Here is a 22,578-nt window from a genome sequence, read left to right as displayed (position 1 = left end):
CATGCGAAGGACAGGTTCTGCCGTGTCGCCCCCTCATCCGCCTGCCGGCACCCAGGGTCGAGCCACTCGTCTCGACCCATCCTTCGGACCCCCGAGGGGAGAAGAGACCCGTTGCGGTCCTTCCGCCTTTGGAGAAGAGGCTCTCAGCCCCTATCCAACGCTTCCAACTCGTCGATCAGCCCTTCGATCATCGACAGGCCCTGGCTCCAGAACGACGGATCGGTGGCGTCGAGGCCGAAAGGCTTCAGCAGTTCCGAGTGATGTTTGGTGCCGCCGGCCCTCAGCAGTTCGAAATACTTCTCCTGGAAGCCCTTCTCGGCCTTCTGGTAGACGGCATAGAGCGAATTCACCAGGCAATCGCCGAAGGCATAGGCGTAGACATAGAAGGGCGAGTGGATGAAGTGGGGGATATAGGCCCAATAGGTCTCATATCCCTCGGAAATGCTGATCGCCGGCCCAAGGCTTTCCGACTGGACGGAGAGCCAGAGTTCGCCGATGTCGTCAGCTGTGAGTTCACCTGATTTGCGGGCGGTGTGGAGCTTGCGCTCGAATTCGTAGAAGGCGATCTGGCGCACGACCGTGTTGATCATGTCCTCGACCTTCTGGGCGAGCATCGCCTTGCGCTCGCGCGTATCGGTGGTCTTTTGCAGAAGCGCGCGGAAGGTCAGCATCTCGCCGAAGACGGAAGCGGTTTCGGCAAGCGTCAGCGGCGTCTGGCACATCAGCGCCCCTTGCGCACCGGCGAGAACCTGATGCACGCCGTGTCCGAGTTCGTGGGCGAGCGTCATCACATCGCGCGGCTTGCCCATATAATTGACGAGCACATAGGGATGGGCCGAGGGAACCGTCGGATGAGCGAAGGCGCCAGGCGCCTTGCCGGGACGGACCGGGGCATCGATCCAGTGTTCGTCGAAGAAGCGCCTGGCGATATCAGCCATCTCGGGAGCGAAGTTGCCATAGGCCGAAAGCACCGTGTCCTTCGCCTCCGGCCAGGAGATGATGGCGCTGGAGGTTTCCGGAAGGGGCGCGTTTCGGTCCCAGAAATTCATCTGCTCCATGCCGAGCCATTTCGCCTTCATCTTGTAATAGCGATGCGAAAGACGGGGATAGGCTTCGCGGACGGCCGCGGCCAGCGCATCGACGACCTCGCGCTCGACGCGGTTTGCCAGGTGGCGGCTGTCGGCGATGTCCTCGAAGCCGCGCCAGCGGTCGGCGATCTCCTTGTCCTTGGCAAGCGTGTTGGTGATCAGCGTGAAGGTGCGGATGTTCGCCTTGAAGGTTTCGGCGAGCGCCATGGCTGCCTTGCGTCGCGCCTCAGGATCCTTTTCCTGCAGCCTGTTCAGCGCCACTTCGAGCGGCACTTTCTCGCCATCGATTTCGTAGCGAAGTTCCGCCATGGTTTCGTCGAAGAGACGGTTGAAGGCGGCGGCCGATGTCATCGACTTCTCGAGGAAGAGCTGTTCCAGCCTGTCGTCGAGCTGGTAGGGCTTGTCCTTCCTGAGGTCGAGCAGCCAAGGACGATAGTGCCCGGCGGCGGGATCATTCGCCATGCAGGCGTCGATCACCGCATCGTCGATGCGGTTCAGTTCCAGTGCGAAGAACAGGAGATGGCCGGAAAATTCGGTGATCTTGGCCTGTACGTCGCCATAAAGCTTGCCGTTTATCGGGCTGGTGGTGTCGGAGAAATAGGTGAGGCCGGCAAAGGAGCCGAGGCGGCCGATGATGTCGTCCAGCGCCTCATATTCCTTCAGGGCCGCGCCGATGCCCTCAGCGCCGGTTTTCGTCGCCGCCTCAGTGAGTTTGCCCTTCCACTTTTCTTCAAAGGCGATAGCGGCCTTGCCGGCCTTTTCCATATCGGCGACGAAGGCGGTGGAGGTAGCGGAGGGATAAAGATCCTGCAGCTTCCAGATCGGCAGATCGCCGAGCGCCGGGTCGGCGGCCCCAGCCGGTGCTGCTGCCGACAAATGAAGCCCGGCATGCGGGAGCGTGATTTTCATGGGCGCAATTCCTCTCCACTTTCATAACAGGTCTGAGTGTCTAGCGCATCGGCCCGAAAATCGGAATCGCTTTTCGGAAAGCATGATGCGTTGATTGAAAGTGTTACAGCGAGCTTTGCGCGTCTGAAAGACGCGCGGCGCGGTCGGCGTGCCAAGGCCCGGCATTGAGGGGCTTTCCGCGCATGAAAAGGCTCGCTTCGGCACGAAAACGACCCGTTGCAATTGTTAAAATGCAATTGTTTCTCAAAACTGGATGTTCAAGCCTTCCTGTCAGAGTGCGCTTTATGGTTTCGCATGAAGTGAGGCGACAATGACCGGTTACAATGAGCTCAAGGGAGCAGGGCAAATTCTCGTGGTCGAGGACGACCCCGTGCAGCGCCGCCTGCTCAAGAACGCAATCGAGCGTCACGGCCATGTCGTGCACCAAGCGGAAAACGGCCGCATCGGCCTTGAAATGGTCAAACGCGACAGCGGCCTTTTCAATGTCATCGTACTCGACCTGATGATGCCGGAGATGACCGGCCTCGAATTCCTCGACGCGCTTCACGAATTCGGCACGCAGATCCCCGTCATCGTGCAGACGGGGCAGGGTGGCATCGAGACTGTGGTGCAGGCGATGCGCGCCGGCGCCTTCGATTTCGTCGTCAAGCCGGTCTCGCCCGAACGTATCGCCACTTCTATATCGAACGCGATGAAGCTCGACCAGCGCGAGGTGAAGGCGCGGGCCGGACGCCGGTCGCGCTCAGGCTCCGTCGGCTTCGACGATATCGTCTCGGCAAGCCCGGCGATGCTCCGCGTCATTGATCTTGCTCAGCGAGCGGCTCAGTCCAACATCCCCGTCGTGCTCGAAGGCGAATCCGGCGTCGGCAAGGAGCTGGTGGCGCGCGCCATCCAGTCCGGCGGTGACCGCTCGAACAAGCCCTTCGTCACCGTCAATTGCGGGGCGATCCCGCATAATCTGGTCGAGAGCATTCTCTTCGGTCACGAGAAGGGTGCGTTTACCGGCGCGACCGAGCGCCACATCGGCAAATTCATGGAAGCCGACGGTGGCACCATCTTCCTCGACGAGATCGGCGACCTGCCGCTCGAGGTGCAGGTGAAACTCTTGCGCGCCGTGCAACAGGGCGAGATCGAGACCGTCGGTGCGCGCACCGCGCACAAGGTCAACGTCCGACTGATCTCGGCGACCAACAAGGATCTGATCGAAGAGGTCAAGAACGGCCATTTCCGCGAGGATCTCTATTATCGCCTCAACGTCTTCCCGATCACCATTCCGGCACTGCGCAAACGCAAGGAAGACATTCCGCATCTGGTGCGCGTCTTTGCCGACCGCTTCTCCAGCGAGCAGAAAAGTGGCCGCCGCATGACGGTGAATGCCGGCACGCTGGCTTTGCTGACCGCCTATGACTGGCCGGGCAATATCCGCCAGCTCGAAAACGCGATCTTCCGCGCGGTCGTTCTGGCCGAAGGGCCGGAGCTGACAGAGGCTGATTTCCCGCAGATCGCCGCCCAGCTTCCGGAATATGACGTGGTGGATCATCTGGCGCTCGTTGCCGACAATACCGGCCTCGATCCCGACAATGGCTATGGCGAGGACTTCAGGGCGTCGATGTCGGGAGAGGTTCACCACCGCCTGTCCGAAATATCGGAAAACGCCATCGCCAGCGTCAATCCTGCCGGAGACGTGCGTAGGCTTGCCGATGTCGAGGAGGAGCTTATCCGATTCGCACTCAAATTCTATCGCGGACAGATGAGTCAAGTAGCGCGCAAGCTCGGCATCGGCCGATCCACACTTTATCGCAAGCTCAAGGATTACGGCATAGACCCTGACAATCCCCAGAAAGATGCGGCTTAAGCGCTTTTCGTTAAGATTAAGGCAACCACGTTTTGTTACTAGTCATAAACCACTTGTTAGTGGCGCGTTCACTATGTAAAGAAAAGGTTGATCATGTGTGGCATTTTTGCCATCGTGTGACCGCATTTGACAGTCATCTGAGACAGTACGGGACATTGTCTGTCTGACGGGGATCGAGTTGCCGAATCTGAATGGGAATTCCAAGCCTTCGCGCTTGAGCTGGCGTTTGTTGTGCGCCGACATTTGCGGAAAGGCAATAAGGACGGTAGCGGCCGCCCTTCTTGCGCTCGCGGTTTCCTCACCGGTATTCGTTGGTACGCCTTCGCAGGCAGCGGGCGACACCCGCAGCCTCAAGCTCTATTTCATTCATACCGGCGAAAAAGCCGTCATCACTTACAAGCGTAATGGCAAGTTCGACCCCAAGGGTCTGGAGCAGCTGAACCGCTTCCTGCGCGACTGGCGCAAGAACCAGCCGACGAAGATGGATCCGCGCCTGTTCGACCTGATCTGGGAAGTCTATCGCCAGAGCGGTTCGAGGGACTACATCAACGTCGTCTGCGGTTTCCGTTCGCCGGGAACCAACGAGATGCTGCGCGGCCGCTCGCGCAATTCCGGTGTCGCCGAGAAGAGCCAGCATATGCTCGGCAAGGCGATGGACTTCTTCATTCCCGACGTCAAGCTGGCGACGCTGCGCGGCATCGGCATGAAGATGCAGGTCGGCGGCGTCGGCTTCTATCCGAAATCGGGCTCGCCCTTCGTGCATATGGATGTCGGCGGCGTTCGCGCCTGGCCGCGCATGAGCCGCGACGAGCTTGTCCGGCTCTTCCCGAACGGCAATACCATCCATATTCCGGCCGACGGCAAGCCGCTGCCGGGTTACCAGCAAGCGATGGCCGACTATAAGCGCCGCGCCGGCGGCACGCAGATCCAGATCGCCAGCGCTTCCGAATCGGAGGCGCCGAAGCACAAAACGCTGTTTGCCGTGCTCTTTGGCGGCGGAGCGGACGAGCAGGAAGACGAGTCGGACGATTCTACGCCTGTTGCCGTCGCCAAGGCGACGCCGCCGAAGGCCGAGCCTGCTCCTGCCGAGCCGCAGCAGACCGAAGTCGCCGATCTGAATGCACCGGTGCCGCAGGTTCGCCCGGCATTCAGCAACCAGCCGGTGGGCAGCGAAGTGGCGAGTGCGCTTGTAGCGCCGCCTTCGGGTAACGCTGCACAGCAGGCTCTCGCGGCGGCCCTTCCGGCCGATCAGGCTCAGCCGCAGCAGTTCGCCGATCTCAGCGCCTACAGCATTCCGGTTCCCTCGCTTCTCGGCCAGCGCCGCGCGCCTGGCGACGCCGAGGTCGCGTCGACCGATCCCGTGCTGACGGGCGCGAATGGACTGCCGGTTCCGACGCCGATCGAACGCCCTTCCGTTGCCGAGAACCTTCTTGCCGCGGCCGATGCTGATGCGGAAGCAGAGGCTGACGAAGCCGAACAGGACGCACTGTCTCCTGCCGTGGCCGACGCGCTCGACCAGCAGCGGAACGAAGGGGAAAGCCAGATCGCGTCGAAGGCGCCGCCGGTCACGGTGGAGCAGGCGATCAACGCCGCGATGACGCAAAAGACGCCTGCCGCAAAGCCGCCGCTTGAGCTCGCAGCATTGGCACCGATGACCAAATCGGCAAGCTTTGGCGACAGCTTCGACGAACCGGCGGCCGAAAGTGCGGTGGCGCAGGGGCTTCCCGCCAAGGGTGGTCGCCCGACGCAGAAGGAAGCGGCGGCAGCGGATGCCAGCCGCACGACGGTACGCACCGAGCCGAAGCTGACGGAAAAGATGATCTCGCAGTGGGCGCTTACCAATGCCCGCTTGGAAATGGCCTCCAAACAGGTCAAGGCGCCGCGGTTCGTCAGCCAGACGATGCGCGCCCAGCCGACCGCCGTCTATGCCGAGGGCTTCAACATCAAGACCGCTTCGGTCGACCCGGCCCGCTTCAGCGGCACGGCTGTGAACTTCATGGAAGTGCGCAAGTTCAACACGAACTGAGCCTGCCGATTACGGAATATCGAAACCGCCGGAGCGATCCGGCGGTTTTTCTTTTTGCTGTTTCGATCCCGCAAGGTGGCCGTTTTGCCAAGCGTGTCTTACGCAAAAGAAAAGCCGCCGAAAGGCTCGGCGGCTTGTCCATATCGGCGATGTCGGCGGATCAGCCTTCCGGCGGCGCCTCGATCATGCCTAGCGCGTGCAGGTAGGTGTCGAGGATTGCTTCCTCTTCCATGCGCTCCTGCTCGTCCTTCTTGCGCAGCGCCACGACCTTCTTCAGGATCTTGGTGTCGAAGCCCATTCCCTTGGCTTCGCCATAGACGTCCTTGATGTCGTCGGCGATGGTCTTCTTTTCTTCTTCCAGCCGTTCAATGCGCTCGATGAAAGCGCGAAGCTGATCGCGGGCGACGCCATGAGCATCAGACATCGTGTTCTCCTGATTTTTCGGTGATCAATTTTGGATGCCAGTGACTGCCGCGAAGCGGCGTCATGGTCAAGCCTGTTCGCGGCCAGCCAAGCTATTTGTGTGGATTGTTCAGTTCAAAAGCAGCCTTTTGCACAGGCGAGGCCTCGTTCTGGTGAAGATTCTTCCAGTCCTCATAGGGCATGCCATAGACCATCTCGCGCGATTCGTCCCTGGTCACCGGGACACCTTCGGCCTCGGCGGCTTCGCGATACCAGTTCGACAGGCAGTTGCGGCAGAAGCCGGCCAGATTCATCAGGTCGATGTTCTGAACGTCGCTGCGTTCGCGGAGATGTGCGACGAGGCGGCGGAAGGCGGCAGCTTCGAATTCGGTCTGTTGTTCCTTGCTGAGCGCGGTCATCTCGCTTCCTTTCTTTCAATAGGGGCCGGTGCGCGACAGGTGGACGTCGTATTCGTGCAAGGCGGGATCGGCATTCATCGCCGCAAAGATCGGCGCCAGGCGTTCGGCCCACGCCGATATGCCGGTCTCGTCTCCGATCAGATCCTGGCGCACCTCCAGCAGCGCATGCGGAATGCCTGTGATCATGCAATGGCGGTACATGGTATCGCCCTTCAGCGCGCCGTCATAGGGTTCGTTGTCGCCGACAGCGAGATCGGGATCGGCGCGCAGCAGGTCGAGCAGCGGGCTAACGGCGCGATGGTCGCTGTCCCAGAGGACGGCAGCGTGCCAGGGACGGGGAATGCCTTTCCAGGCCGGCGTGAAGGAATGCAGCGACAACACCAGCGGCGCCCGGCCGGTGGCATTCGCCACATTGTCGATCGTTGCGGCCACGGCGTCGTGATAGGGGCGATGGAAGGTTTCGATGCGGTAGTCCCATTCCTGCGGCGTGATCGGATGATTGCCTGATATGACGGCGCCGTCTGATATTTTCATGATCAGCGTCGGATCGTCTTCGCCGCGGTTCGGGTCGATCAGCAGGCGCGAAAAGCCGCCGAGCACGGCGGGAACTCCGAGTTTTGCCGAGAGCTGCCGCGTCAGACCCTCGATACCGATGTCATAGGCAATGTGGCGGGCGAAGGCCGCGTCGGGCAGTCCGAGCCGGCCATATCGCGCGGGAAGGCGGTTCATCGCGTGATCCGCGAGGATCACCATGCCTTTGTCATGTTTGCCGGATAGGATTTCGAAGGATTGGAAGTCGTCCATCAGGGAATTGCCGTTCGTCATTGCGCCGTCGGGCGCAGTGATCGCATGCGCCTGCGGCGGGTTCAAGCGCGGCAGGGAGAGAGAGGTTGAGCCGGACCCTCGACGGGAGGTTTATGAAAGGAAATATAATCGATTAGCATTGCGTTGACTTTCGCTTGACGGCGGCGCAAGAAGACACGGATACGAATAACCGTGGAGCTATTTGGGAGCCGTGTTGATCCAAGCCGCGCCAAGTTTCCTCACGCGGTCCGGACCGCTGGTCCGTCTCGCTCTGTTCGCTCTTGCAGCCGCCATGCCGTTTTTCATCGCAGATGCCGCACGCGCCGATTTTCGCGTCTGCAACGGAACACAGAATCTCGTCGGCGTCGCGATCGGATACCGGGCCAAGGATGGCTGGGTGACTGAGGGCTGGTGGCAGGTGCCGGCAACGACCTGCGCCACGCTGATCGAGGGAGAATTGCAGTCGCGCTATTACTACCTCTACGCAGAGGACGCCGCCCGGGGAGGACGATGGACGGGTGACGTGCAGATGTGCGTGGCGGAAAACGAATTCAAGATCACGGGTGTGCAGGATTGTTACGCCCGCGGTTACCAGAAGATGGGATTCAAGGAATATGATACGGGCCGCCAGGGTAGCTGGATGGTTCAGCTCTCCGACACCCCAGGGACGCAAGAAAGCCAGAATTGATGAAGCGTAATCGCAAAGTTAAAATCCTCGCCACCCTCGGGCCAGCCTCCTCCGAGGAATCGATGATCGAGAAGCTGCACCAGGCCGGTGCCGATGTCTTCCGCATCAATATGAGCCATGCGAGCCACGACCTGATGCGTACGCTTATCCAGCGTATCCGCTCGGTCGAGGCGCGCTCCGGCCGGCCGATCGGCATTCTCGCCGACCTGCAGGGACCGAAACTGCGTGTCGGCAAGTTCGTCGACAGCAAGGTGGACCTGAAGCCTGGCCAGACTTTCACGCTCGACAACAACGAAGCGCTTGGCGATCAGAACCGCGTCTATCTGCCGCACCCCGAGATCCTGGAGTCGGTGCAGCCCGGCCACCGTCTGCTGATCGATGACGGCAAGCTCGCCCTGCGCGCAGAAAAATGCGACGGCAAGAGCATCGTCACCACTGTTATTTCGGGCACGCGCATCTCCGACCGCAAGGGCGTCAGCCTTCCCGACACGCTGCTCGGCGTCGGCGCATTGACGGATAAGGACCGCGCCGACCTCGACGCGGTGCTCGCCACCGACGATGTCGACTGGGTGGCGCTTTCCTTCGTCCAGCGTCCCGACGACCTTGCCGAAGTGCGCAAGATCGCCCGTGGCCGTGTCGGCCTGATGTCGAAGATCGAAAAGCCGCAGGCTCTCGAGCGCATCGAGGAAATCATCGAGCTTTCCGACGCCTTGATGGTCGCCCGCGGCGATCTCGGCGTCGAAATGCCGCTCGAATCGGTTCCCGGCATCCAGAAGCAGTTGATCCGCGCCTGCCGCCGTTCGGGCAAGCCGGTGGTCGTCGCCACGCAGATGCTGGAATCGATGATCTCAGCGCCGGTGCCGACACGTGCCGAAGTTTCCGACGTCGCGACCGCCGTCTTCGAAGGTGCGGATGCCGTCATGCTCTCGGCCGAGTCTGCCTCGGGCGACTATCCCGTCGAAGCTGTCGCGACGATGGCGTCGATTGCCACTGCCATCGAGCGCGAGCCGCATTATCCCGGCATCATCTATGCCCAGCGTGCCCAGCCGGAAGCGACCGGTGCCGATGCAATCTCGCTTGCTGCCCGTCAGATCGCCGAGACTCTGAAGCTGTCGGCGATCGTCTGTTACACCTCGTCGGGTACGACAGGCCTTCGTGCCTCGCGTGAGCGTCCGCAGGTGCCAATCCTGGCGCTGTCGCCGATCATCAAGACGGCACGCCGCCTTGCCGTCGTCTGGGGCCTGCATTGCGTCGTCACCCATGACGCGACCGATCTCGACGACATGGTCAACCGCGCCTGCCGCATCGTCGCGGACGAAGGCTTCGGCAAGCCGGGCGATCGCATCATCATCTCGGCCGGCGTGCCGCTCGGCACGCCCGGTGCCACCAACATGATCCGCATTGCCTATATCGGCTCCGACGGCCAGAGCGGCGTCTGATCCAATCGCATCCCTTCGAAGGCCCGCTGCCTGAAGAGGCGGCGGGTTTTTTCGTTGACGGAGCGGCATTGCCAAGCTTGGCGGCGCGTGCAAGTTTCGGTCCCCAGAGCAGGACATGCTCTGGGTTCGGAGGAGCATATGGATACCGTCACGCTTCTGGCTTTTGCAGCCGTTTCCTTTGTCGGCATCGCGACGCCGGGGCCAACGGTGCTGCTTGCGCTGACCAACGGTTCGAGGCATGGCCTGCGCCGCGCAGTTGCCGGCATGATCGGCGCGGTGCTGTCCGATTTCGTGCTGATCGGCGCCGTCGCGATCGGGCTCGGTGCACTGCTCGCTGCATCGGAATTCTGGTTCTCCATGCTGAAATGGGCGGGTGCCGCCTATCTCGCCTTTCTCGGCATCATGCTGCTGCGTTCGAAGGGCACGATCGATGCGGCGTTGAAGTCCGGAGCGCCTGCGGGCGCGACTTCGCCCTTCTCGATCGGACTGAAGAGTTTCATGGTCGCGGCGACCAATCCGAAGGGCTACCTGTTCTTCTCGGCCTTCCTGCCGCAGTTCATCGACCCGACCCTGCCGCAGGCAACGCAATATGCGCTTCTCGCGCTGGTCTTTGCCGTGCTCGATTTTCTCATCATGTTCGGCTACGCCTTCTTCGGTTCGCAGGCGGTACGTTTCCTCAAGACCTCAGGCGCCATGTGGCTGGAGCGGGCCTGCGGTGGTGCGCTGCTGGCGCTTGCCGGCTCGCTGGCCTTCTATCGCCGGGCAACCGTTTGAGGTCAGGGTTGAGGCAGGGATAAGTGGCCGACGCGATAGGCCTGCGTCTGCTCGCCAATCTCGGGAATTTCTCGCCACAGTCTGAAGCGCACCCGCGTCCAGGTCGTCGGTTCGAAGCCGGAGATAGAGGCGAGTGCGTCGCCCGTCGCGACGTCGGCGCCAGCCTGCGCGACTTCGGCGCGGCGAATATCGGCGAGCGGCGCATAAGGCTCTGTCTGCAGGACATCGCGTGTGGCGAACCTGGCCGAGGCGATATCAGCCGAGATTTCTGCCTGCCAGACGATCCAGGTCCTCACCTGTGGCCAGCCGAAGGCGCTGGTGAGAGCCTCGAAACCTGGGCCGCAGAGGAAGTCGCTTGCTCCTTCCGGTCTCTGCCAGAGATAGAAGGGCGCATAGAGATTGTCGTGGCTGCCGAACTCTCCCTTGCGGGCGCTGAGATAGGCTTTGAAACCGAGATTGGGAAAGCCGTCGAGCAGCGGACCCTTGTCGCGGATGCGGCGGTCGATGATCGACATGTCGTAATCGGCGGGCAGGGGGAAGCTGTACTGCATGGTGATCATGACTGTCCCTCCACCGGTTGCAGCCATTCGACGATGCTGCCGTTTTCCATCGGCTGGATACTGATGTAGCTGAAGGGGCTGTCATCGGCGGCGCCATGCCAGTGGCACTCGCCGGGTGCAAACCAGACGGCATCGCCGGCCCGCAATGTTTCGACCGGGCCACCCTCGTTCTGCGCCAGTCCATGGCCCGAAAGCACATAGAGCAACTGGCCTCTGGGATGCGTGTGCCAGCGGGTGATGGTGCCGGGATCGAGCGCGGCGCGCATTGCGGTGTTCTCGCCATCGGCGCTGCCTTCAAGCAGCATCTCGACCCAGAAGGGCGCCGTCGCGACGCCCTCCGGCGAGCGGATTGCCTTGCCGGGGCGTCTGATGGTCATGGTCTTCGGGTTCGAAGCACTCATTGCCGGCCTCCAGCCACACGAAGCCGCCAGTCTGGGTCGGTCATCTGGGCAATGCCGTCGCCGAAGGACCAGTCTTCCGGTGCGCTGGTGCTGATGACGATCATCACATCCTCAGGCCGGAGGCCCGGCGATTGCGCCAGGAGATCGGCGAGCCGCCGATAGAGCGCCGCTTTCATCTCGCCGGTGCGAGGCCTGCCGATCGTGATCGAGATATAGACGAAGTCGTCCGAGCGCGGGCCGGCGAGATAGCTGCGGTCGAAGATCAACTCGTTCTCGTCATGCTGGTGAATGGTCTGGAAGCGGTCGTTTTCGGGCACGTCGAAGGTCTCGACCAGAGCGCGCTGGATGTTGTCGGCTAGCGCCATGAGGTAGTCCGGCGACTTGCCTTTGCGAAGGGAAATGCGAACGAAGGGCATCGGGATCTCCATGGTTCAGGCCGTCCGTCGGCCTTGACAGCGGAACCATCGCACGGCACAATGATGCCGAAAATCAGAATTTTATGGATTAATGATCCTGAAAAATGGGATTATGTAATGCGGCGGACGATCTTCGATCTCGACGTGCTTCGGACCTTTTCGACCGGCATGGAGCTTGGCAATTTCGCCAAGGCGGCCGAGCGGCTCGGTCGTTCGACCTCGGCAGTGAGTGCGCAGCTGAAGAAGCTGGAGGAACAGGCGGGCACGCCGATATTCCGCAAGGTGGGGCGCGGACTGACGCTGACCGATGCCGGCGAGACGATGCTCGGTTATGCCAGGCGGCTGCTGGAGCTCAACGACGAGGCGGCTGCGGCCGTGCACAGCGTCGAGCTGGAAGGCTGGGTGCGGCTCGGCCTGCAGGAGGATTTCGGCGAGACCCTGCTGCCTGATGTGCTCGGCCGCTTCGCGCGCGCTCATCCGAAGGTCCGGATCGAGGCGCGGGTGGTGCGTAATGCCGAGCTGCTCGAGCGCGTCACATCGGGCAAGCTCGATCTCGCGCTTGCCTGGAGTGACGGCACGCTGACGGCGCATTGCGAGCGGATCGGCGAAGTGCCGATGCGCTGGATCGGACCTGCCGAGGGGCAGCCGGGCTGGCAAGCCGCAAGCGGCGAGCCGATGCCGCTCGCTTCGCTGGAGGCGCCGTGCCTGCTGCGCAGTGCAGCGACCAAGGCACTTGATGAGGCGGGCATCTCCTGGCGGCTCGCCTTCGTCAGTCCCAGTCTCGGCGGTCTCTGGGCCGCGACCGCGGCAGGCCTCGGTCTCACCATCCGCACGCCGATCGGCCTGCCGGCGAAGGTCCGGCCGCTCGCGCCGGAGACAATCGGCCTGCCGGATTTGCCGAAGCTCGGTCTGGTCCTGCATCGGGCGGAAGCCGAACCGCAACCGGCTGCGGCCCGGCTTGCCGAGCTCGTGCTGCAGTCGGTGCATGGCGCGGTGCGCGAGGTGTTGGCTTGACATCTCCGCATTGACCCCTCGGGCGCAAGCCTGTAGCCTCGAACCGCTATGAAGATGTTCACCCTCAATATCGCTTCGGTCTTCTTCTTGAGCCTCTAAGGCTCTGCCTTCGGGCATCAGAAGATGCGGCCGCTGACCAGCCCTTCGTGGCTGGTGCGTTGCCGTGGATGTAACCACCCTGCATCTGGCCAAGGAAAGAGCCGGCAGGTTTGGCGATAGAGAGATATGTCATGACATCAGATGTTTATCCGGCGGCACTGAGTGCTGCGCAGATCGAGCAATTCATCGAGGACGGCTTCGTCAGGATCGACGACGCTTTTCCCCGCGCATTGGCCAAGGAAGCTCGAGCCATCATGTGGCACGATATTCCCTTCGATGCGGATGATCCAAGCACGTGGACGCAGCCCGTCGTGCGGCTTGCCGGTTATGGCGGCGGACCTTTCGAGAAAGCCGTCAACACGCAGGTATTGCATTCGGCCTTCGATCAGCTCGTCGGCACCGGTCGCTGGGAGCCGCGCGATGGGCTTGGCAGTCTTCCGGTGCGCTTCCCGCATCCCGATGATCCCGGTGATGCCGGCTGGCATGTCGACCTCAGCTTTCCCGGCGAGGGTTCCGATCCGAACGAGCAACGGGACTTTTCCGCCTGGCGGGTGAACATTACCTCGCGCGGGCGGGCGTTGCTGATGCTCTTCCTGTTCTCGGATGTCGGGGAAGAGGATGCGCCGACCCGTATCCGCGTCGGTTCGCACAAGGATATCGCCCGTCTTTTGGCACCAGCGGGCGAGGCGGGAATGGCGCATCTCTGGCTGGAGCATGTGGGGGAGGACCGGCCGCTGGCGTTGGCGACAGGTCCTGCGGGCACGGTCTATCTGTGCCATCCGTTCCTCATCCATGCAGCGCAGATGCATCGCGGCAAGGAGCCGCGTTTCATGGCGCAGCCCGGCCTTGCACCTTCCGAACCCCTTCGGCTTGAACGGGAAGACGGCGCCTATTCTCCGGTCGAGATCGCGATCCGGCGCGCGCTTCACGATCACTCTATCTGATCGGTGATCTGGCATCCGGCTCGGGAGGCCGGATGCCTCACGGCTACTTCATAATTCAAAGTGCTACAGTGTCCTTTTCGCGTCTGAAAAGACGCGCGGGGCTGTAGTGTGCCGGCACGTCGTCTCAGCCGAAACGTTCGAGTGCCATGGCGAAGATATCGGCATCGACGTTGCCGCCCGACGTGACGACAACGACGGTATCGCTTTCCAGCGCGTCGCCGTGGAAAAGGGCGGCGGCGAGCGCCACGGCGCCGCCAGGCTCGACGACGATCTTCAGCCGCGTGAAGGCGAGCGCCATGGCGCGCAACGCCTCCTCGTCGGTGACGACGATGCCGGCGCCGGCGAGGCGCTTGAGGATCGGGAAGGTGATGTTGCCCGGCTGCGGCGTGACGATCGCATCGCAGATCGAGCCTGACACCGCCGCGTTGCGTTCGATCTTGCCGGAGGCGAGCGAGCGGGTGGTATCGTCGAAATCCCTGGGCTCGCAGGGGCGGACACGAAAGCCGGGGGAACTGGCTTCAAGGGCCAGCGCGATGCCGGAGGTCAATCCGCCGCCGCCGCAGGGAACGAGGACTTCGGCTGATGTCACACCTTCCTCCCCAGCCTGCTCGGAAATTTCGAGACCGGTCGTGCCCTGGCCGGCGATGACAAGCGGTTCGTCGAAGGGCTTGATCAGCGTCAGGCCGCGCTCGGCCGAAAGTCTCGCGCCGATCTCGTCGCGATCCTCGTTGACGCGGTCGTAGAGCACCACTTCAGCGCCGAAGGCGCGGGTGTTGGCGATCTTCAGCTTCGGCGCATCGCTCGGCATGATGATGACGGAGGGGATATTGTGCAGCTTGGCGGCAAGCGCAACGCCTTGGGCGTGGTTGCCGGAGGAGAAGGCGATAACGCCCTTCGAGCGTACCGCAGCATCGAGGCCGGAGACGGCCGACCAGCCGCCGCGAAACTTGAACGAGCCGGAATGCTGCAAACATTCCGCCTTCACGAACAGACGCCGGCCGGCGATCTCATCGAGGAAAGGGGAGGAGAGAAGCGGCGTGCGCCTTGCATGACCGCGCAGACGGGCGCGAGCTGCGACAATCATTTCAATGCTGGCCATTCGGGAATCTTTCTGCTTGCGGGTTCGCCCATGCATAGGGCGCGGCAAGCCAATTGTGAACGTCGACTTTGTCACGGTGACATGAATGGTGCCACCGCTGCTTCTCGAGCCGCGTTGCGCTTCCGCTGACTGTTTGATCAGGCGATCCCTGAAGGGTCAGTAGCCGCTTGCCGACCCTTCCGCTGCGCGGCTATCCATGGCGCCGTTGTAGCGGGCGCCGCCGCCCTTTTCGATGGCGGCAAGGCTTTTGCCGCCGACGAGGATGCCGGCGGCCTGGCCCCAGAGCGGTGCGTCGTTGCCGCCGTCGAAGCTGTAGCCCATGGCGGCGAGCGTCTTTTCGGTATCGGGCGAAAGCGCATAGGGTTCGAGATAGACCTTGTCGGGCTGCCATTGGTGGTGGAGACGCGGGGCGTTGACCGCCTGGCTGATATCCATGCCGAAATCGACGACGTTGAGGATCGCTTCCAGTGTGATGGTGATGATGCGCGAGCCGCCGGGGCTGCCGATCACCATGAAGGGCTTGCCGTCCCGGGTGACGATCGTCGGGCTCATCGAGGAGAGCGGCGTCTTCTTTGGCGCAATGGCATTGGCTTCGCCCTGCACCAGCCCGTAGAGGTTCGGCACGCCGGGCTTGGAGGTGAAATCGTCCATCTCGTTGTTGAGCAGGACGCCGGTACCCGGCGCCACGACGCCGGCGCCGAAGGAGCCGTTCAGCGTATAGGTGACGGCGACCGCGTTGCCCGCGTCGTCGATGATTGAATAATGCGTCGTCTCGGTGCTTTCCTTGCCGCCGAGCGGTTTGAGGTTCGCCGAGGTGCCGGCCTTGTAGGGATCGATCTTGGCAGCAATTTCCAATGCATACTTCTTGTCGAGAAGCTTTGTGACCGGGTTCTCGACGAAGTCGGGATCACCGAGTGCGGCATTGCGGTCGACATAGGCATAGCGCATCGCCTCGACCATGAGGTGCACGGTTTCGGCCGAGTTATAGCCGAGATAGGAGAGCGGATAGCCTTCGAGAACATTGAGGATCTCGCAGATGATCACGCCCCCGGAGGAGGGCGGCGGCGAGGAGATGATGTCGTAGCCGCGATAATTGCACTCGATCGGCTTCAACTCGCGCACGGCATATTGCTCGAAATCCTCCTTGGCGAGGATGCCGCCCTTGGCCTCGCTCGCCTTGACGATCGCCTCAGCGGGCGCGGCCTTGTAGAAGGCATCGGGGCCTTTTTCGGAGATGCCTGAGAGGACCGAAGCAAGGTCTGGCTGCTGGAGTTTTTCGCCGGATGCATAGGGTTTGCCGTCCGGTTTCAGGAATATCTTTGCCGCCGCCTCATCCTTGGCGAGGCGCTTGGCATTGCCGGCGAAACTTGCGGCGTCGCCCTGTTCCAGCGTGAAACCCTCCTTGGCGAAGCGAAGTGCCGGCGCGATCAGATCCTGGCGCGATTTGGTGCCGTATTTCTCGCGCGCGGTCTCGAAGCCCATGACGGAGCCCGGCACGCCGACGGCAAGATAACCGTCGAGGCTGGCGCGTGGCACGATATCGCCCTTGGCATCGAGATACATGGTCTTCGTTGCGGCAAGCGGTGCGCGTTCGCGAAAATCCAGGAAAGTCTTCGTGCCGTCCTTCAGGCGGATGGTCATGAAGCCGCCACCGCCGAGATTGCCGGCCGCGGGATAGACGACTGCCAATGCATAACCGACGGCAACTGCCGCATCGACGGCGTTGCCGCCGCTTTTCAGCACCTCGACGCCGACATCGGTCGCCAGATGCTGGGCGGTGACGACCATGCCGTGCTCGGCTTCGACGGGCGCAGGCGAGGCGGCGAAAGCCGAGGTCAGGCTCAGCGACAATGCTGATATGACGGAGATCGTCCCGATATGCAGGCGGCCCATGATTTCCCCTCCTATGGACAATGATGGAAAAACATATGGGGCTGCGACAGCCCGAGGCAATGCAAGGGGTTGGCTTTAAAACATGTGGCGCGAACTATGTCGCGAGTTTGCGGCGACGACTTACGTAAAAACAAAATCTAGAGCGTCAGCAGTTCGGCGAGTTTCCGGTTGGTGTCGTCGTCATCGAGGGGCGTATAGACGATGAGCTTCATCTCCGGCCGGCTGGTCAGTGTCAGGCCGGTATGTTCGAAGGACATGCGGCCCTTGACGGGATGGTCGATGCGCTTGATGCCGGACAGCGGGCTTATCACCTCATGGCGCTGCCACCAAACACGAAATTCAGCGCTTGCCTGTTTCAGCAGCGCGATCAGCCGCTCGAAATCCGGATCGCCCGCATAACGCGCGCTGTCGGCGCGAAACATCGCCAGCGAGACGCGCGCAACCGCCTCCCAATCGACGAGCAGCTTGCGATGCGCGGGGTCGGCAAAGAGGCGATGCATGGTATTGCGCTCGTCGCGATCGAGCGTGTCGTAACCGCCGAACAGCACCTCGGCGGCACGGTTCCAGGCGAGCACGTCCCACCGGCGGCCGAGCACATAGGCCGGCTGGTGTGTCAGGTTGGCGAGCATGCGTTGCAGCGGCTCGTCGACACATTCGGGTGCGGACGAGACTGCCTGAGGCACTTGCCGATTGTTGAGGATGAAGAGATGCCGGCGTTCAGCCTCGTCGAGGCGCAGCGCATCGGCAAGGGCGTTGAGCACCTGAATGGAGGGCCTGATGTCACGGCCCTGTTCCAGCCAGGTGTACCAGGTGGTGCCGACGCCGGCGAGCATGGCGAGCTCCTCGCGTCGGAGACCCGGCGTGCGCCGGCGAAACCCCTCCGGCAGGCCAACCTCGGAGGGCGTCAGCCGCTCGCGACGGGAGCGCAGGAAGGCTGCGAATTCACGGCGGCGGGCTTCGAATGTGTCCGATCTCTGGTCCATGGCGGCGATCATATCAGTATCGATACCAGGATAAAACCGGAACTGTTTGCCGTTTCCGGGCCGCGCATGATGCCGGTGTCGCAGGTGGTTGAAGCATCTGCGGCTCGATCAATTCAAGGAGCAGCATCATGTCTTTGCAGCATGTGGTCGTCATCGGCGGTTCTTCCGGCATCGGCCTTGCCACGGCGAAATTACTTTTGAAACAGGGATATACGGTCACCATTGCGGGCCGCGACGGCGAAAAGCTTGCCGCGGCGAAGGCATCGCTCGAGGGCGAGCTACGCAGCCTGGTGCTCGATGCGGCCAAGCTTTCCAGCCTCGGGGAGGCTTTTGCCGGGATCGGCGCATTCGGTCATCTCGTGCTGGCGATGGGCAGCGGTCATGGCGCCGGACCTTTTGCGACGCTCGACATGGCGGATCTGCTTGCCGGGTTTCAGACCAAGCTCATCCCGCATGCCGCGGCAGCCCAGGCGGCACTGCCGTTGCTGCAGCCGGGCGGCAGCATCACCTTCGTTTCGGCGGTCAGCGCGCAGGCAGCGATGTCTGGCACAGCCGGACTTGCGGCCGTCAATGCCGGCATCGAGGCGATGGTGCCGGTGCTTGCCGCCGAGCTGAAGCCGCTGCGTGTCAACGGCGTTTCACCTGGGGTCGTCGATACGCCGTGGTGGAATTTCCTGCCGCCCGAGCAGCGGGGCAGCGTCTTTGCGGATTTCGCCGGCCGCACGCCGGTCGGCCGTGTCGGCAGGCCGGAGGATATTGCGGAGGCGATCGGCTTCCTGATCGGAAACGGCTTCATGAGCGGCCATGTCATCACCTGCGACGGCGGTGTGCGTCTCAGCGCTTGAAGCAGGCTTCAGGCGGTCCGCCGACGGTCTCGCCGGCGGGGAAATCCAAGCCGGAGAGGTCATGCGCCGTGCAGGGCGCCTGGCCCCAACGACGGCGGTACGGTTCCGACCGTCTGATCGCGTGAAGAGGTGGCAAGCCTTTCTTCGGCCCTGCGGGCGATCGCTTGCAGGTTGCGCGGCTTGCCGGCAATCTTCTCCATGGCGGCGATGGCGACATCGGTCGCGAGATAATCCGGCTTGTGGCCGACGCCGCTGACGGTGATGAGTTCTGAGCCCGATATATCGCGGGCAAGGCCGCGCGAGTGCAGGTGTTCCCAGACGATCTCGTCGCTGTCGCCTGTTATGATGACGGTCGGCGCGGTGATCTGCGAATAGAGCAGCGACTGCTCCTTCACATAGGCGAGCAGCCGTTTGAAATCGGCGGCGTTGTTTTGGAAGGCGCTGGGGCGCAATACGAGCGACGGACCGGTTTTTTCGATGTAGTCGGCCGGGCGCGGATTGGGACGGAAGACGTTCAGCGTGCCGCGCTCCAGACGGCTCAGCCCGAGCGGCACGACGATCGCATGGTTGAAGAGCCAGCCGAGGACCGGCACGGTCGCCACATGATAATACCAGTCGATGCCGCCCGGCCAAGGATGGGTGGCCGGCGCAAGGAAGAGCAGGCCGGCGGTCTTGTCAGGATGGCGCAGGCCGAAGGCGGCGGTGATCGCGCCGCCGAAGGAATGGCCGACGATGATCGCCTTTTCGATGCCGCGCTTCTCCATCAGTCTGGCGATCGCATCGGCCTGGCCGGAGGGGACGGCATTCTCAGGGCCGCCACGTTCGGAATAGCCATGACCGGGGCGATCGACGAACAGCATTTCCGCCCGGCCTTCGAGTGCGGCACGGAAGGCGACGACCTGATCGAGCAGATTGCCGCTGGCGCCATGAATGAAGACGAGCGCCGGCAGATCCGCATTTTCCGGACGCGCGATGTGGACAGCATTCATACGGTAGCCGCCGACATCCGTCAGTTCGCCGATATTCGGATAAGCCTGTTCGAATTGCCGCGCCTTATAAGTGGAGTAACCGATGGCGGCGGCGAGCGGAGCAAGAAGAGCGGAAACTTCTGCAAGCATGATCTCAACGAACGACAATTGCGGGATGACCTGCGGGCGGACAAACCGCTACATCGCTCCCTCTGGATTCTAAAGCGCGTCGCGCTTTAGGTCTTTGATTTTACGCATCTCGCGCAAAACCGCTGCACACTTTTGCGCGAGATGCTTTAAATTGCGCGGCACGATCCGACGTCAAGATATCAGCCCGGGAATCAGGTGCGATTGCCGGCGAGTTTTTCCGCCAGTGTGTTGACCTGCTCTTGCGCGGTGCGTTCGGCGGGATAGACATCGAGGAAACGCTCCCACGCCTTCAAGGTCAGCTGGTCGTTGCCGGAATTACTGAGGATCGCCGCCATGCCGGAGAGCGCGCCGAAATGGCGCGGCTCGAGATCGAGCACACGTTCGATGTCGGACATCGACTTGCGGTAATTGCCCATGACGAAATTCAGCGTGGCGCGGCGGTTCCAGCTTTCGGCATAGTCGGGTTTCAGCGCGATCGCCTCATCGAGGAAATCGAGGGCAGCGGGATTGCGCTTTTCCTCGATTGCCTTGTCGGCCCACTGCATCAGCAGATTGACGGTGGCACTGCCGGAATCGTTCCATTCCGTGCGGATTTCATTGGCGATGCCGCTGGCCTTGTCGGGGTCGCGTTCACGCTTCAACTGGCTGAAGAGCTGGTCGAGGTGCTGCTTGGGCGAACTGTTGACATCCGTCTGCTCGACGATGACATCCTTTTTCGTGGCGGCAGCCGGGTTTTCCGCGGCGGCCGCCGGAAAGGGGGAGGTGAGCAGGATGAGGGCGAGCGGCAGTGCCGCTGACGTCAAAGCAAAAAAGCGCATGGCGGACATATTAGCCCGCCAACGCCGAAGATCAAACAAAATTGACGTGATCGCCGCAGCGACCCACCGGATATATCTGCCGGCGCAAGCTCGCGCGGCAGGCGATCCGGACGCGCGAAATCAGCCCTGACGAGCCTTGAAGCGCGGGTTCAGCTTGTTGATGATGTAGATGCGGCCCTTGCGGCGAACCAGACGGTTGTCACGGTGACGAGCCTTGAGCGACTTGAGCGAATTCTTGATCTTCATTTTTCTGATCCGCGATCTCTATGGGGGAATTCACATTCGCCCGTATCTTTAACAATCAAAAGCGCGCCATCGGGCGCGCTGTTTAGGTGGGGAGCAGATACCTCGTCACCTTTTCCGTGTCAACCACATGAAGGTGTTTTTCCCAAGGCACAAGGGTGTTTTCTCAGGCCAAAACCGGCGATTTCGGCGTCAAGGTGGTGACATGACCCATCTTGCGGCCGGGGCGCCACTCGGTCTTGCCATAGAGATGAACCAGCGTGTCGGGGCGCCGCAACCAGTCGGGAACGGCAAGGATATCGTCGCCGATCAGGTTCTGCAGAATGCAGTCGGAATGGCGCTCGCCACTGCCGAGCGGCAGGCCGGCGACGGCCCGGATATGCTGCTCGAACTGGCTGACGACACAGGCGGCTTCCGTCCAGTGACCGGAGTTGTGGACACGCGGCGCCATCTCGTTGGCGATCAGGCCGCCATCGGCAAGCACGAAGAATTCGATGCCGATGACGCCGACATAGTTCAACGCGGCAAGAATCTTTTCGGCCGATTGGCGCGCGGCGTCCGCCGTCGCAGCAGAGATCGCGGCGGGAACCGTCGAGGTGTGGAGGATACCGTTGCGGTGCACATTCTCGGCGGGATCGAAGCAGACGACCGTACCGTCGGTGGCGCGCGCGGCGATGATCGAGACCTCGCGCTCGAAAGCGACGAAACTTTCGAGGATGAGCGGCACGCCGCCGAGCGCGGCATAGGCGCCATCCGGGCTGTCGGCGGCCGAGCGGAAAACCTTCTGGCCCTTTCCGTCATAACCGAGACGGCGGGTCTTCAGCACGCCCTGGCCGCCGAAATCCTTCAGTGCCGTCTCGAGATCGGCCTGGCTGTCGATCGCGTGGAAGCGGGCGGTCGATATGCCGCAGTCATTGAGAAAACGCTTTTCGACGAGGCGGTCCTGGGCGGCTTCCAGCGCCTTCGGCGGCGGATAGACCGAGACGCTTGCCGAGAGCCTTTCGGCGGCTGCGACGGGCACGTTTTCGAATTCGTAGGTGACGACATCACAGATATCGGCGAGTTCGGCCAGTGCTGCCGGATCGTCGTAGGCGGCGGTAATCTGCCGGTTGGCGAGCTGGGCGGCCGGGCAGTCCGCCTGCGGCTCGAGGACGACCGTGCGAAAATTCAACCGGGCGGCGGCAATCGCCAGCATGCGGCCGAGCTGGCCGCCGCCGATAATGCCGATCGTTCTTGCCGTCATAGGTCGTCCATCGGGTATTCGGCGACGGCAGCACTCTGGCGCTCGCGCCATTCGTCGAGCCGGTCGGCGATTTCTTCGTCGGAAAGGGCAAGCACGGCGGCGGCGAGAAGGGCGGCGTTGACCGCGCCGGCCTTGCCGATGGCAAGCGTGCCCACAGGAATACCGGCCGGCATCTGCACGATGGAAAGGAGGCTGTCCTGGCCGGACAGGGCTTTCGACTGGACCGGCACGCCGAAAACCGGCAGCGGTGTCATCGCGGCGGTCATGCCCGGCAGGTGGGCGGCGCCGCCGGCGCCGGCGATGATGACCTTGAAGCCCTCCGCGCGTGCGCCCTTGGCGAAATTGACCAACCGATCCACTGTGCGGTGCGCCGAAATGATGCGCGCATCATAAGGGATTTCCAGCGCCTCCAGCGTGTCGGCGGCGTTTTTCATGGTCTCCCAGTCGGACTGACTGCCCATGATGATGGCGACGGGTGGTCTGTCTGTCATCGTTGCT

23 protein-coding genes are annotated in these 22,578 nt (G+C 62.4%); 8 read left to right on the top strand and 15 right to left on the bottom strand.

What is annotated here, in order from left to right:
• Positions 1-143: 143 nt before the first annotated feature.
• Complete coding sequence (locus CUJ84_RS18890) at positions 144-1,997, bottom strand: M3 family oligoendopeptidase (RefSeq protein ID WP_105007335.1); 1,854 nt, start codon at positions 1,995-1,997, stop codon at positions 144-146.
• Between the two features lie 310 nt (positions 1,998-2,307).
• On the opposite strand from CUJ84_RS18890, the gene CUJ84_RS18880 reads away from it, so the two are divergent.
• Both CUJ84_RS18880 and CUJ84_RS18875 read left to right on the top strand, forming a co-directional pair.
• Positions 2,308-3,852: a sigma-54-dependent transcriptional regulator gene (locus CUJ84_RS18880; protein ID WP_105007334.1), complete on the top strand. Its 1,545-nt coding sequence runs from the start codon at positions 2,308-2,310 to the stop codon at positions 3,850-3,852.
• A 178-nt stretch (positions 3,853-4,030) separates the two neighbouring features.
• Positions 4,031-5,878, top strand: a complete 1,848-nt coding sequence (locus CUJ84_RS18875; protein WP_105007333.1) for a DUF882 domain-containing protein — start codon at positions 4,031-4,033, stop codon at positions 5,876-5,878.
• Between the two features lie 160 nt (positions 5,879-6,038).
• Here CUJ84_RS18875 and CUJ84_RS18870 read toward each other — a convergent pair whose 3' ends face one another.
• The 3 genes from CUJ84_RS18870 to CUJ84_RS18860 form a co-directional block, all read right to left on the bottom strand.
• On the bottom strand, positions 6,039-6,302 hold the full coding sequence (locus CUJ84_RS18870; protein WP_008533181.1) for a DUF2312 domain-containing protein: 264 nt from the start codon (positions 6,300-6,302) through the stop codon (positions 6,039-6,041).
• Between the two features lie 91 nt (positions 6,303-6,393).
• Positions 6,394-6,699 carry a DUF1244 domain-containing protein gene (locus CUJ84_RS18865; protein WP_003582233.1) on the bottom strand — a complete coding sequence of 102 codons (306 nt, stop codon included), beginning with the start codon at positions 6,697-6,699 and terminating at the stop codon, positions 6,394-6,396.
• Between the two features lie 15 nt (positions 6,700-6,714).
• On the bottom strand, positions 6,715-7,503 hold the full coding sequence (locus tag CUJ84_RS18860; RefSeq protein ID WP_105008238.1) for an N-formylglutamate amidohydrolase: 789 nt from the start codon (positions 7,501-7,503) through the stop codon (positions 6,715-6,717).
• Between the two features lie 202 nt (positions 7,504-7,705).
• Here CUJ84_RS18860 and CUJ84_RS18855 point away from each other — a divergent pair, with 202 nt between their 5' ends.
• The 3 genes from CUJ84_RS18855 (at position 7,706) to CUJ84_RS18845 (ending at position 10,404) form a co-directional block, all read left to right on the top strand.
• Positions 7,706-8,191 (top strand): DUF1036 domain-containing protein, encoded by a 486-nt coding sequence (locus CUJ84_RS18855; RefSeq protein ID WP_017967841.1) that lies wholly within the window; start codon positions 7,706-7,708, stop codon positions 8,189-8,191.
• Positions 8,191-9,630: a pyruvate kinase gene (gene pyk / locus CUJ84_RS18850; protein WP_018243516.1), complete on the top strand. Its 1,440-nt coding sequence runs from the start codon at positions 8,191-8,193 to the stop codon at positions 9,628-9,630. Before CUJ84_RS18855 ends, pyk begins: the two co-directional genes overlap by 1 nt.
• 138 nt (positions 9,631-9,768) lie before the next feature.
• Complete coding sequence (locus tag CUJ84_RS18845) at positions 9,769-10,404, top strand: LysE family translocator (RefSeq protein WP_105007332.1); 636 nt, start codon at positions 9,769-9,771, stop codon at positions 10,402-10,404.
• Positions 10,405-10,406: 2 nt separating this feature from the next.
• Here the strand turns inward: CUJ84_RS18845 and CUJ84_RS18840 are convergent, their stop codons facing one another.
• Genes CUJ84_RS18840 through CUJ84_RS18830 form a run of 3 tightly spaced genes read right to left on the bottom strand, consistent with a single transcriptional unit; the run spans position 10,407 to position 11,781 of the window.
• Positions 10,407-10,964 (bottom strand): DUF4865 family protein, encoded by a 558-nt coding sequence (locus CUJ84_RS18840; protein ID WP_105007331.1) that lies wholly within the window; start codon positions 10,962-10,964, stop codon positions 10,407-10,409.
• Positions 10,961-11,365 (bottom strand): cupin domain-containing protein, encoded by a 405-nt coding sequence (locus CUJ84_RS18835; RefSeq protein ID WP_105007330.1) that lies wholly within the window; start codon positions 11,363-11,365, stop codon positions 10,961-10,963. The genes CUJ84_RS18840 and CUJ84_RS18835 overlap by 4 nt, the downstream gene beginning before the upstream one ends.
• Complete coding sequence (locus CUJ84_RS18830) at positions 11,362-11,781, bottom strand: tautomerase family protein (RefSeq protein ID WP_105007329.1); 420 nt, start codon at positions 11,779-11,781, stop codon at positions 11,362-11,364. Before CUJ84_RS18830 ends, CUJ84_RS18835 begins: the two co-directional genes overlap by 4 nt.
• A gap of 117 nt (positions 11,782-11,898) precedes the next feature.
• Here CUJ84_RS18830 and CUJ84_RS18825 point away from each other — a divergent pair, with 117 nt between their 5' ends.
• Together CUJ84_RS18825 and CUJ84_RS18820 are read left to right on the top strand one after the other, a co-directional pair.
• Complete coding sequence (locus CUJ84_RS18825) at positions 11,899-12,795, top strand: LysR substrate-binding domain-containing protein (protein WP_105007328.1); 897 nt, start codon at positions 11,899-11,901, stop codon at positions 12,793-12,795.
• A 230-nt stretch (positions 12,796-13,025) separates the two neighbouring features.
• The gene (locus CUJ84_RS18820; RefSeq protein ID WP_105007327.1) at positions 13,026-13,838 is read left to right on the top strand and encodes a phytanoyl-CoA dioxygenase family protein; all 813 of its coding nucleotides are present in this window, start codon (positions 13,026-13,028) and stop codon (positions 13,836-13,838) included.
• 124 nt (positions 13,839-13,962) lie between these two features.
• Here CUJ84_RS18820 and CUJ84_RS18815 read toward each other — a convergent pair whose 3' ends face one another.
• The 3 genes from CUJ84_RS18815 to CUJ84_RS18805 form a co-directional block, all read right to left on the bottom strand.
• Positions 13,963-14,937 (bottom strand): threonine ammonia-lyase, encoded by a 975-nt coding sequence (locus CUJ84_RS18815; RefSeq protein WP_105007326.1) that lies wholly within the window; start codon positions 14,935-14,937, stop codon positions 13,963-13,965.
• A 156-nt stretch (positions 14,938-15,093) separates the two neighbouring features.
• Positions 15,094-16,830, bottom strand: coding sequence for a gamma-glutamyltransferase (gene ggt, locus CUJ84_RS18810; protein WP_105007325.1), 1,737 nt, complete (start codon positions 16,828-16,830; stop codon positions 15,094-15,096).
• Between the two features lie 137 nt (positions 16,831-16,967).
• Positions 16,968-17,825 (bottom strand): helix-turn-helix transcriptional regulator, encoded by an 858-nt coding sequence (locus CUJ84_RS18805; RefSeq protein ID WP_105007324.1) that lies wholly within the window; start codon positions 17,823-17,825, stop codon positions 16,968-16,970.
• A gap of 116 nt (positions 17,826-17,941) precedes the next feature.
• On the opposite strand from CUJ84_RS18805, the gene CUJ84_RS18800 reads away from it, so the two are divergent.
• Positions 17,942-18,658 carry an SDR family oxidoreductase gene (locus CUJ84_RS18800; protein WP_105007323.1) on the top strand — a complete coding sequence of 239 codons (717 nt, stop codon included), beginning with the start codon at positions 17,942-17,944 and terminating at the stop codon, positions 18,656-18,658.
• A 59-nt stretch (positions 18,659-18,717) separates the two neighbouring features.
• Here CUJ84_RS18800 and CUJ84_RS18795 read toward each other — a convergent pair whose 3' ends face one another.
• The 5 genes from CUJ84_RS18795 to purE form a co-directional block, all read right to left on the bottom strand.
• Positions 18,718-19,776, bottom strand: coding sequence for an alpha/beta fold hydrolase (locus tag CUJ84_RS18795; RefSeq protein ID WP_105007322.1), 1,059 nt, complete (start codon positions 19,774-19,776; stop codon positions 18,718-18,720).
• Between the two features lie 191 nt (positions 19,777-19,967).
• Positions 19,968-20,603 carry a hypothetical protein gene (locus CUJ84_RS18790; protein ID WP_105007321.1) on the bottom strand — a complete coding sequence of 212 codons (636 nt, stop codon included), beginning with the start codon at positions 20,601-20,603 and terminating at the stop codon, positions 19,968-19,970.
• 111 nt (positions 20,604-20,714) lie between these two features.
• Complete coding sequence (ykgO, locus tag CUJ84_RS18785; RefSeq protein ID WP_003566454.1) at positions 20,715-20,840, bottom strand: type B 50S ribosomal protein L36; 126 nt, start codon at positions 20,838-20,840, stop codon at positions 20,715-20,717.
• A 163-nt stretch (positions 20,841-21,003) separates the two neighbouring features.
• The gene (locus tag CUJ84_RS18780; RefSeq protein WP_105007320.1) at positions 21,004-22,080 is read right to left on the bottom strand and encodes a 5-(carboxyamino)imidazole ribonucleotide synthase; all 1,077 of its coding nucleotides are present in this window, start codon (positions 22,078-22,080) and stop codon (positions 21,004-21,006) included.
• Positions 22,077-22,571, bottom strand: coding sequence for a 5-(carboxyamino)imidazole ribonucleotide mutase (purE, locus tag CUJ84_RS18775; RefSeq protein ID WP_011653459.1), 495 nt, complete (start codon positions 22,569-22,571; stop codon positions 22,077-22,079). The genes CUJ84_RS18780 and purE overlap by 4 nt, the downstream gene beginning before the upstream one ends.
• Between the last annotated feature and the right edge of the window lie 7 nt (positions 22,572-22,578).

The organism is Rhizobium leguminosarum (assembly GCF_002953715.1).
Classification (GTDB): Bacteria; Pseudomonadota; Alphaproteobacteria; order Rhizobiales; family Rhizobiaceae; genus Rhizobium; species Rhizobium leguminosarum_V.
The sequence above is the reverse complement of the archived record's forward strand: the minus strand, read 5'-3'. Positions and strand labels throughout refer to the sequence as shown.

Bases quoted from the DNA above. Each gene is read 5' to 3' on its own strand.
- CUJ84_RS18890 (WP_105007335.1), bottom strand. From the start codon at position 1,997: ATGAAAATCACGCTCCCGCATGCCGGGCTTCATTTGTCGGCAGCAGCA.
- CUJ84_RS18880 (WP_105007334.1), top strand. From the start codon at position 2,308: ATGACCGGTTACAATGAGCTCAAGGGAGCAGGGCAAATTCTCGTGGTC.
- CUJ84_RS18870 (WP_008533181.1), bottom strand. From the start codon at position 6,302: ATGTCTGATGCTCATGGCGTCGCCCGCGATCAGCTTCGCGCTTTCATC.
- CUJ84_RS18865 (WP_003582233.1), bottom strand. From the start codon at position 6,699: ATGACCGCGCTCAGCAAGGAACAACAGACCGAATTCGAAGCTGCCGCC.
- CUJ84_RS18860 (WP_105008238.1), bottom strand. From the start codon at position 7,503: ATGGACGACTTCCAATCCTTCGAAATCCTATCCGGCAAACATGACAAA.
- pyk (WP_018243516.1), top strand. From the start codon at position 8,191: ATGAAGCGTAATCGCAAAGTTAAAATCCTCGCCACCCTCGGGCCAGCC.
- CUJ84_RS18845 (WP_105007332.1), top strand. From the start codon at position 9,769: ATGGATACCGTCACGCTTCTGGCTTTTGCAGCCGTTTCCTTTGTCGGC.
- CUJ84_RS18840 (WP_105007331.1), bottom strand. From the start codon at position 10,964: ATGATCACCATGCAGTACAGCTTCCCCCTGCCCGCCGATTACGACATG.
- CUJ84_RS18835 (WP_105007330.1), bottom strand. From the start codon at position 11,365: ATGAGTGCTTCGAACCCGAAGACCATGACCATCAGACGCCCCGGCAAG.
- CUJ84_RS18830 (WP_105007329.1), bottom strand. From the start codon at position 11,781: ATGCCCTTCGTTCGCATTTCCCTTCGCAAAGGCAAGTCGCCGGACTAC.
- CUJ84_RS18825 (WP_105007328.1), top strand. From the start codon at position 11,899: ATGCGGCGGACGATCTTCGATCTCGACGTGCTTCGGACCTTTTCGACC.
- CUJ84_RS18820 (WP_105007327.1), top strand. From the start codon at position 13,026: ATGACATCAGATGTTTATCCGGCGGCACTGAGTGCTGCGCAGATCGAG.
- CUJ84_RS18815 (WP_105007326.1), bottom strand. From the start codon at position 14,937: ATGGCCAGCATTGAAATGATTGTCGCAGCTCGCGCCCGTCTGCGCGGT.
- ggt (WP_105007325.1), bottom strand. From the start codon at position 16,830: ATGGGCCGCCTGCATATCGGGACGATCTCCGTCATATCAGCATTGTCG.
- CUJ84_RS18805 (WP_105007324.1), bottom strand. From the start codon at position 17,825: ATGATCGCCGCCATGGACCAGAGATCGGACACATTCGAAGCCCGCCGC.
- CUJ84_RS18800 (WP_105007323.1), top strand. From the start codon at position 17,942: ATGTCTTTGCAGCATGTGGTCGTCATCGGCGGTTCTTCCGGCATCGGC.
- CUJ84_RS18795 (WP_105007322.1), bottom strand. From the start codon at position 19,776: ATGCTTGCAGAAGTTTCCGCTCTTCTTGCTCCGCTCGCCGCCGCCATC.
- CUJ84_RS18790 (WP_105007321.1), bottom strand. From the start codon at position 20,603: ATGTCCGCCATGCGCTTTTTTGCTTTGACGTCAGCGGCACTGCCGCTC.
- ykgO (WP_003566454.1), bottom strand. From the start codon at position 20,840: ATGAAGATCAAGAATTCGCTCAAGTCGCTCAAGGCTCGTCACCGTGAC.
- CUJ84_RS18780 (WP_105007320.1), bottom strand. From the start codon at position 22,080: ATGACGGCAAGAACGATCGGCATTATCGGCGGCGGCCAGCTCGGCCGC.
- purE (WP_011653459.1), bottom strand. From the start codon at position 22,571: ATGACAGACAGACCACCCGTCGCCATCATCATGGGCAGTCAGTCCGAC.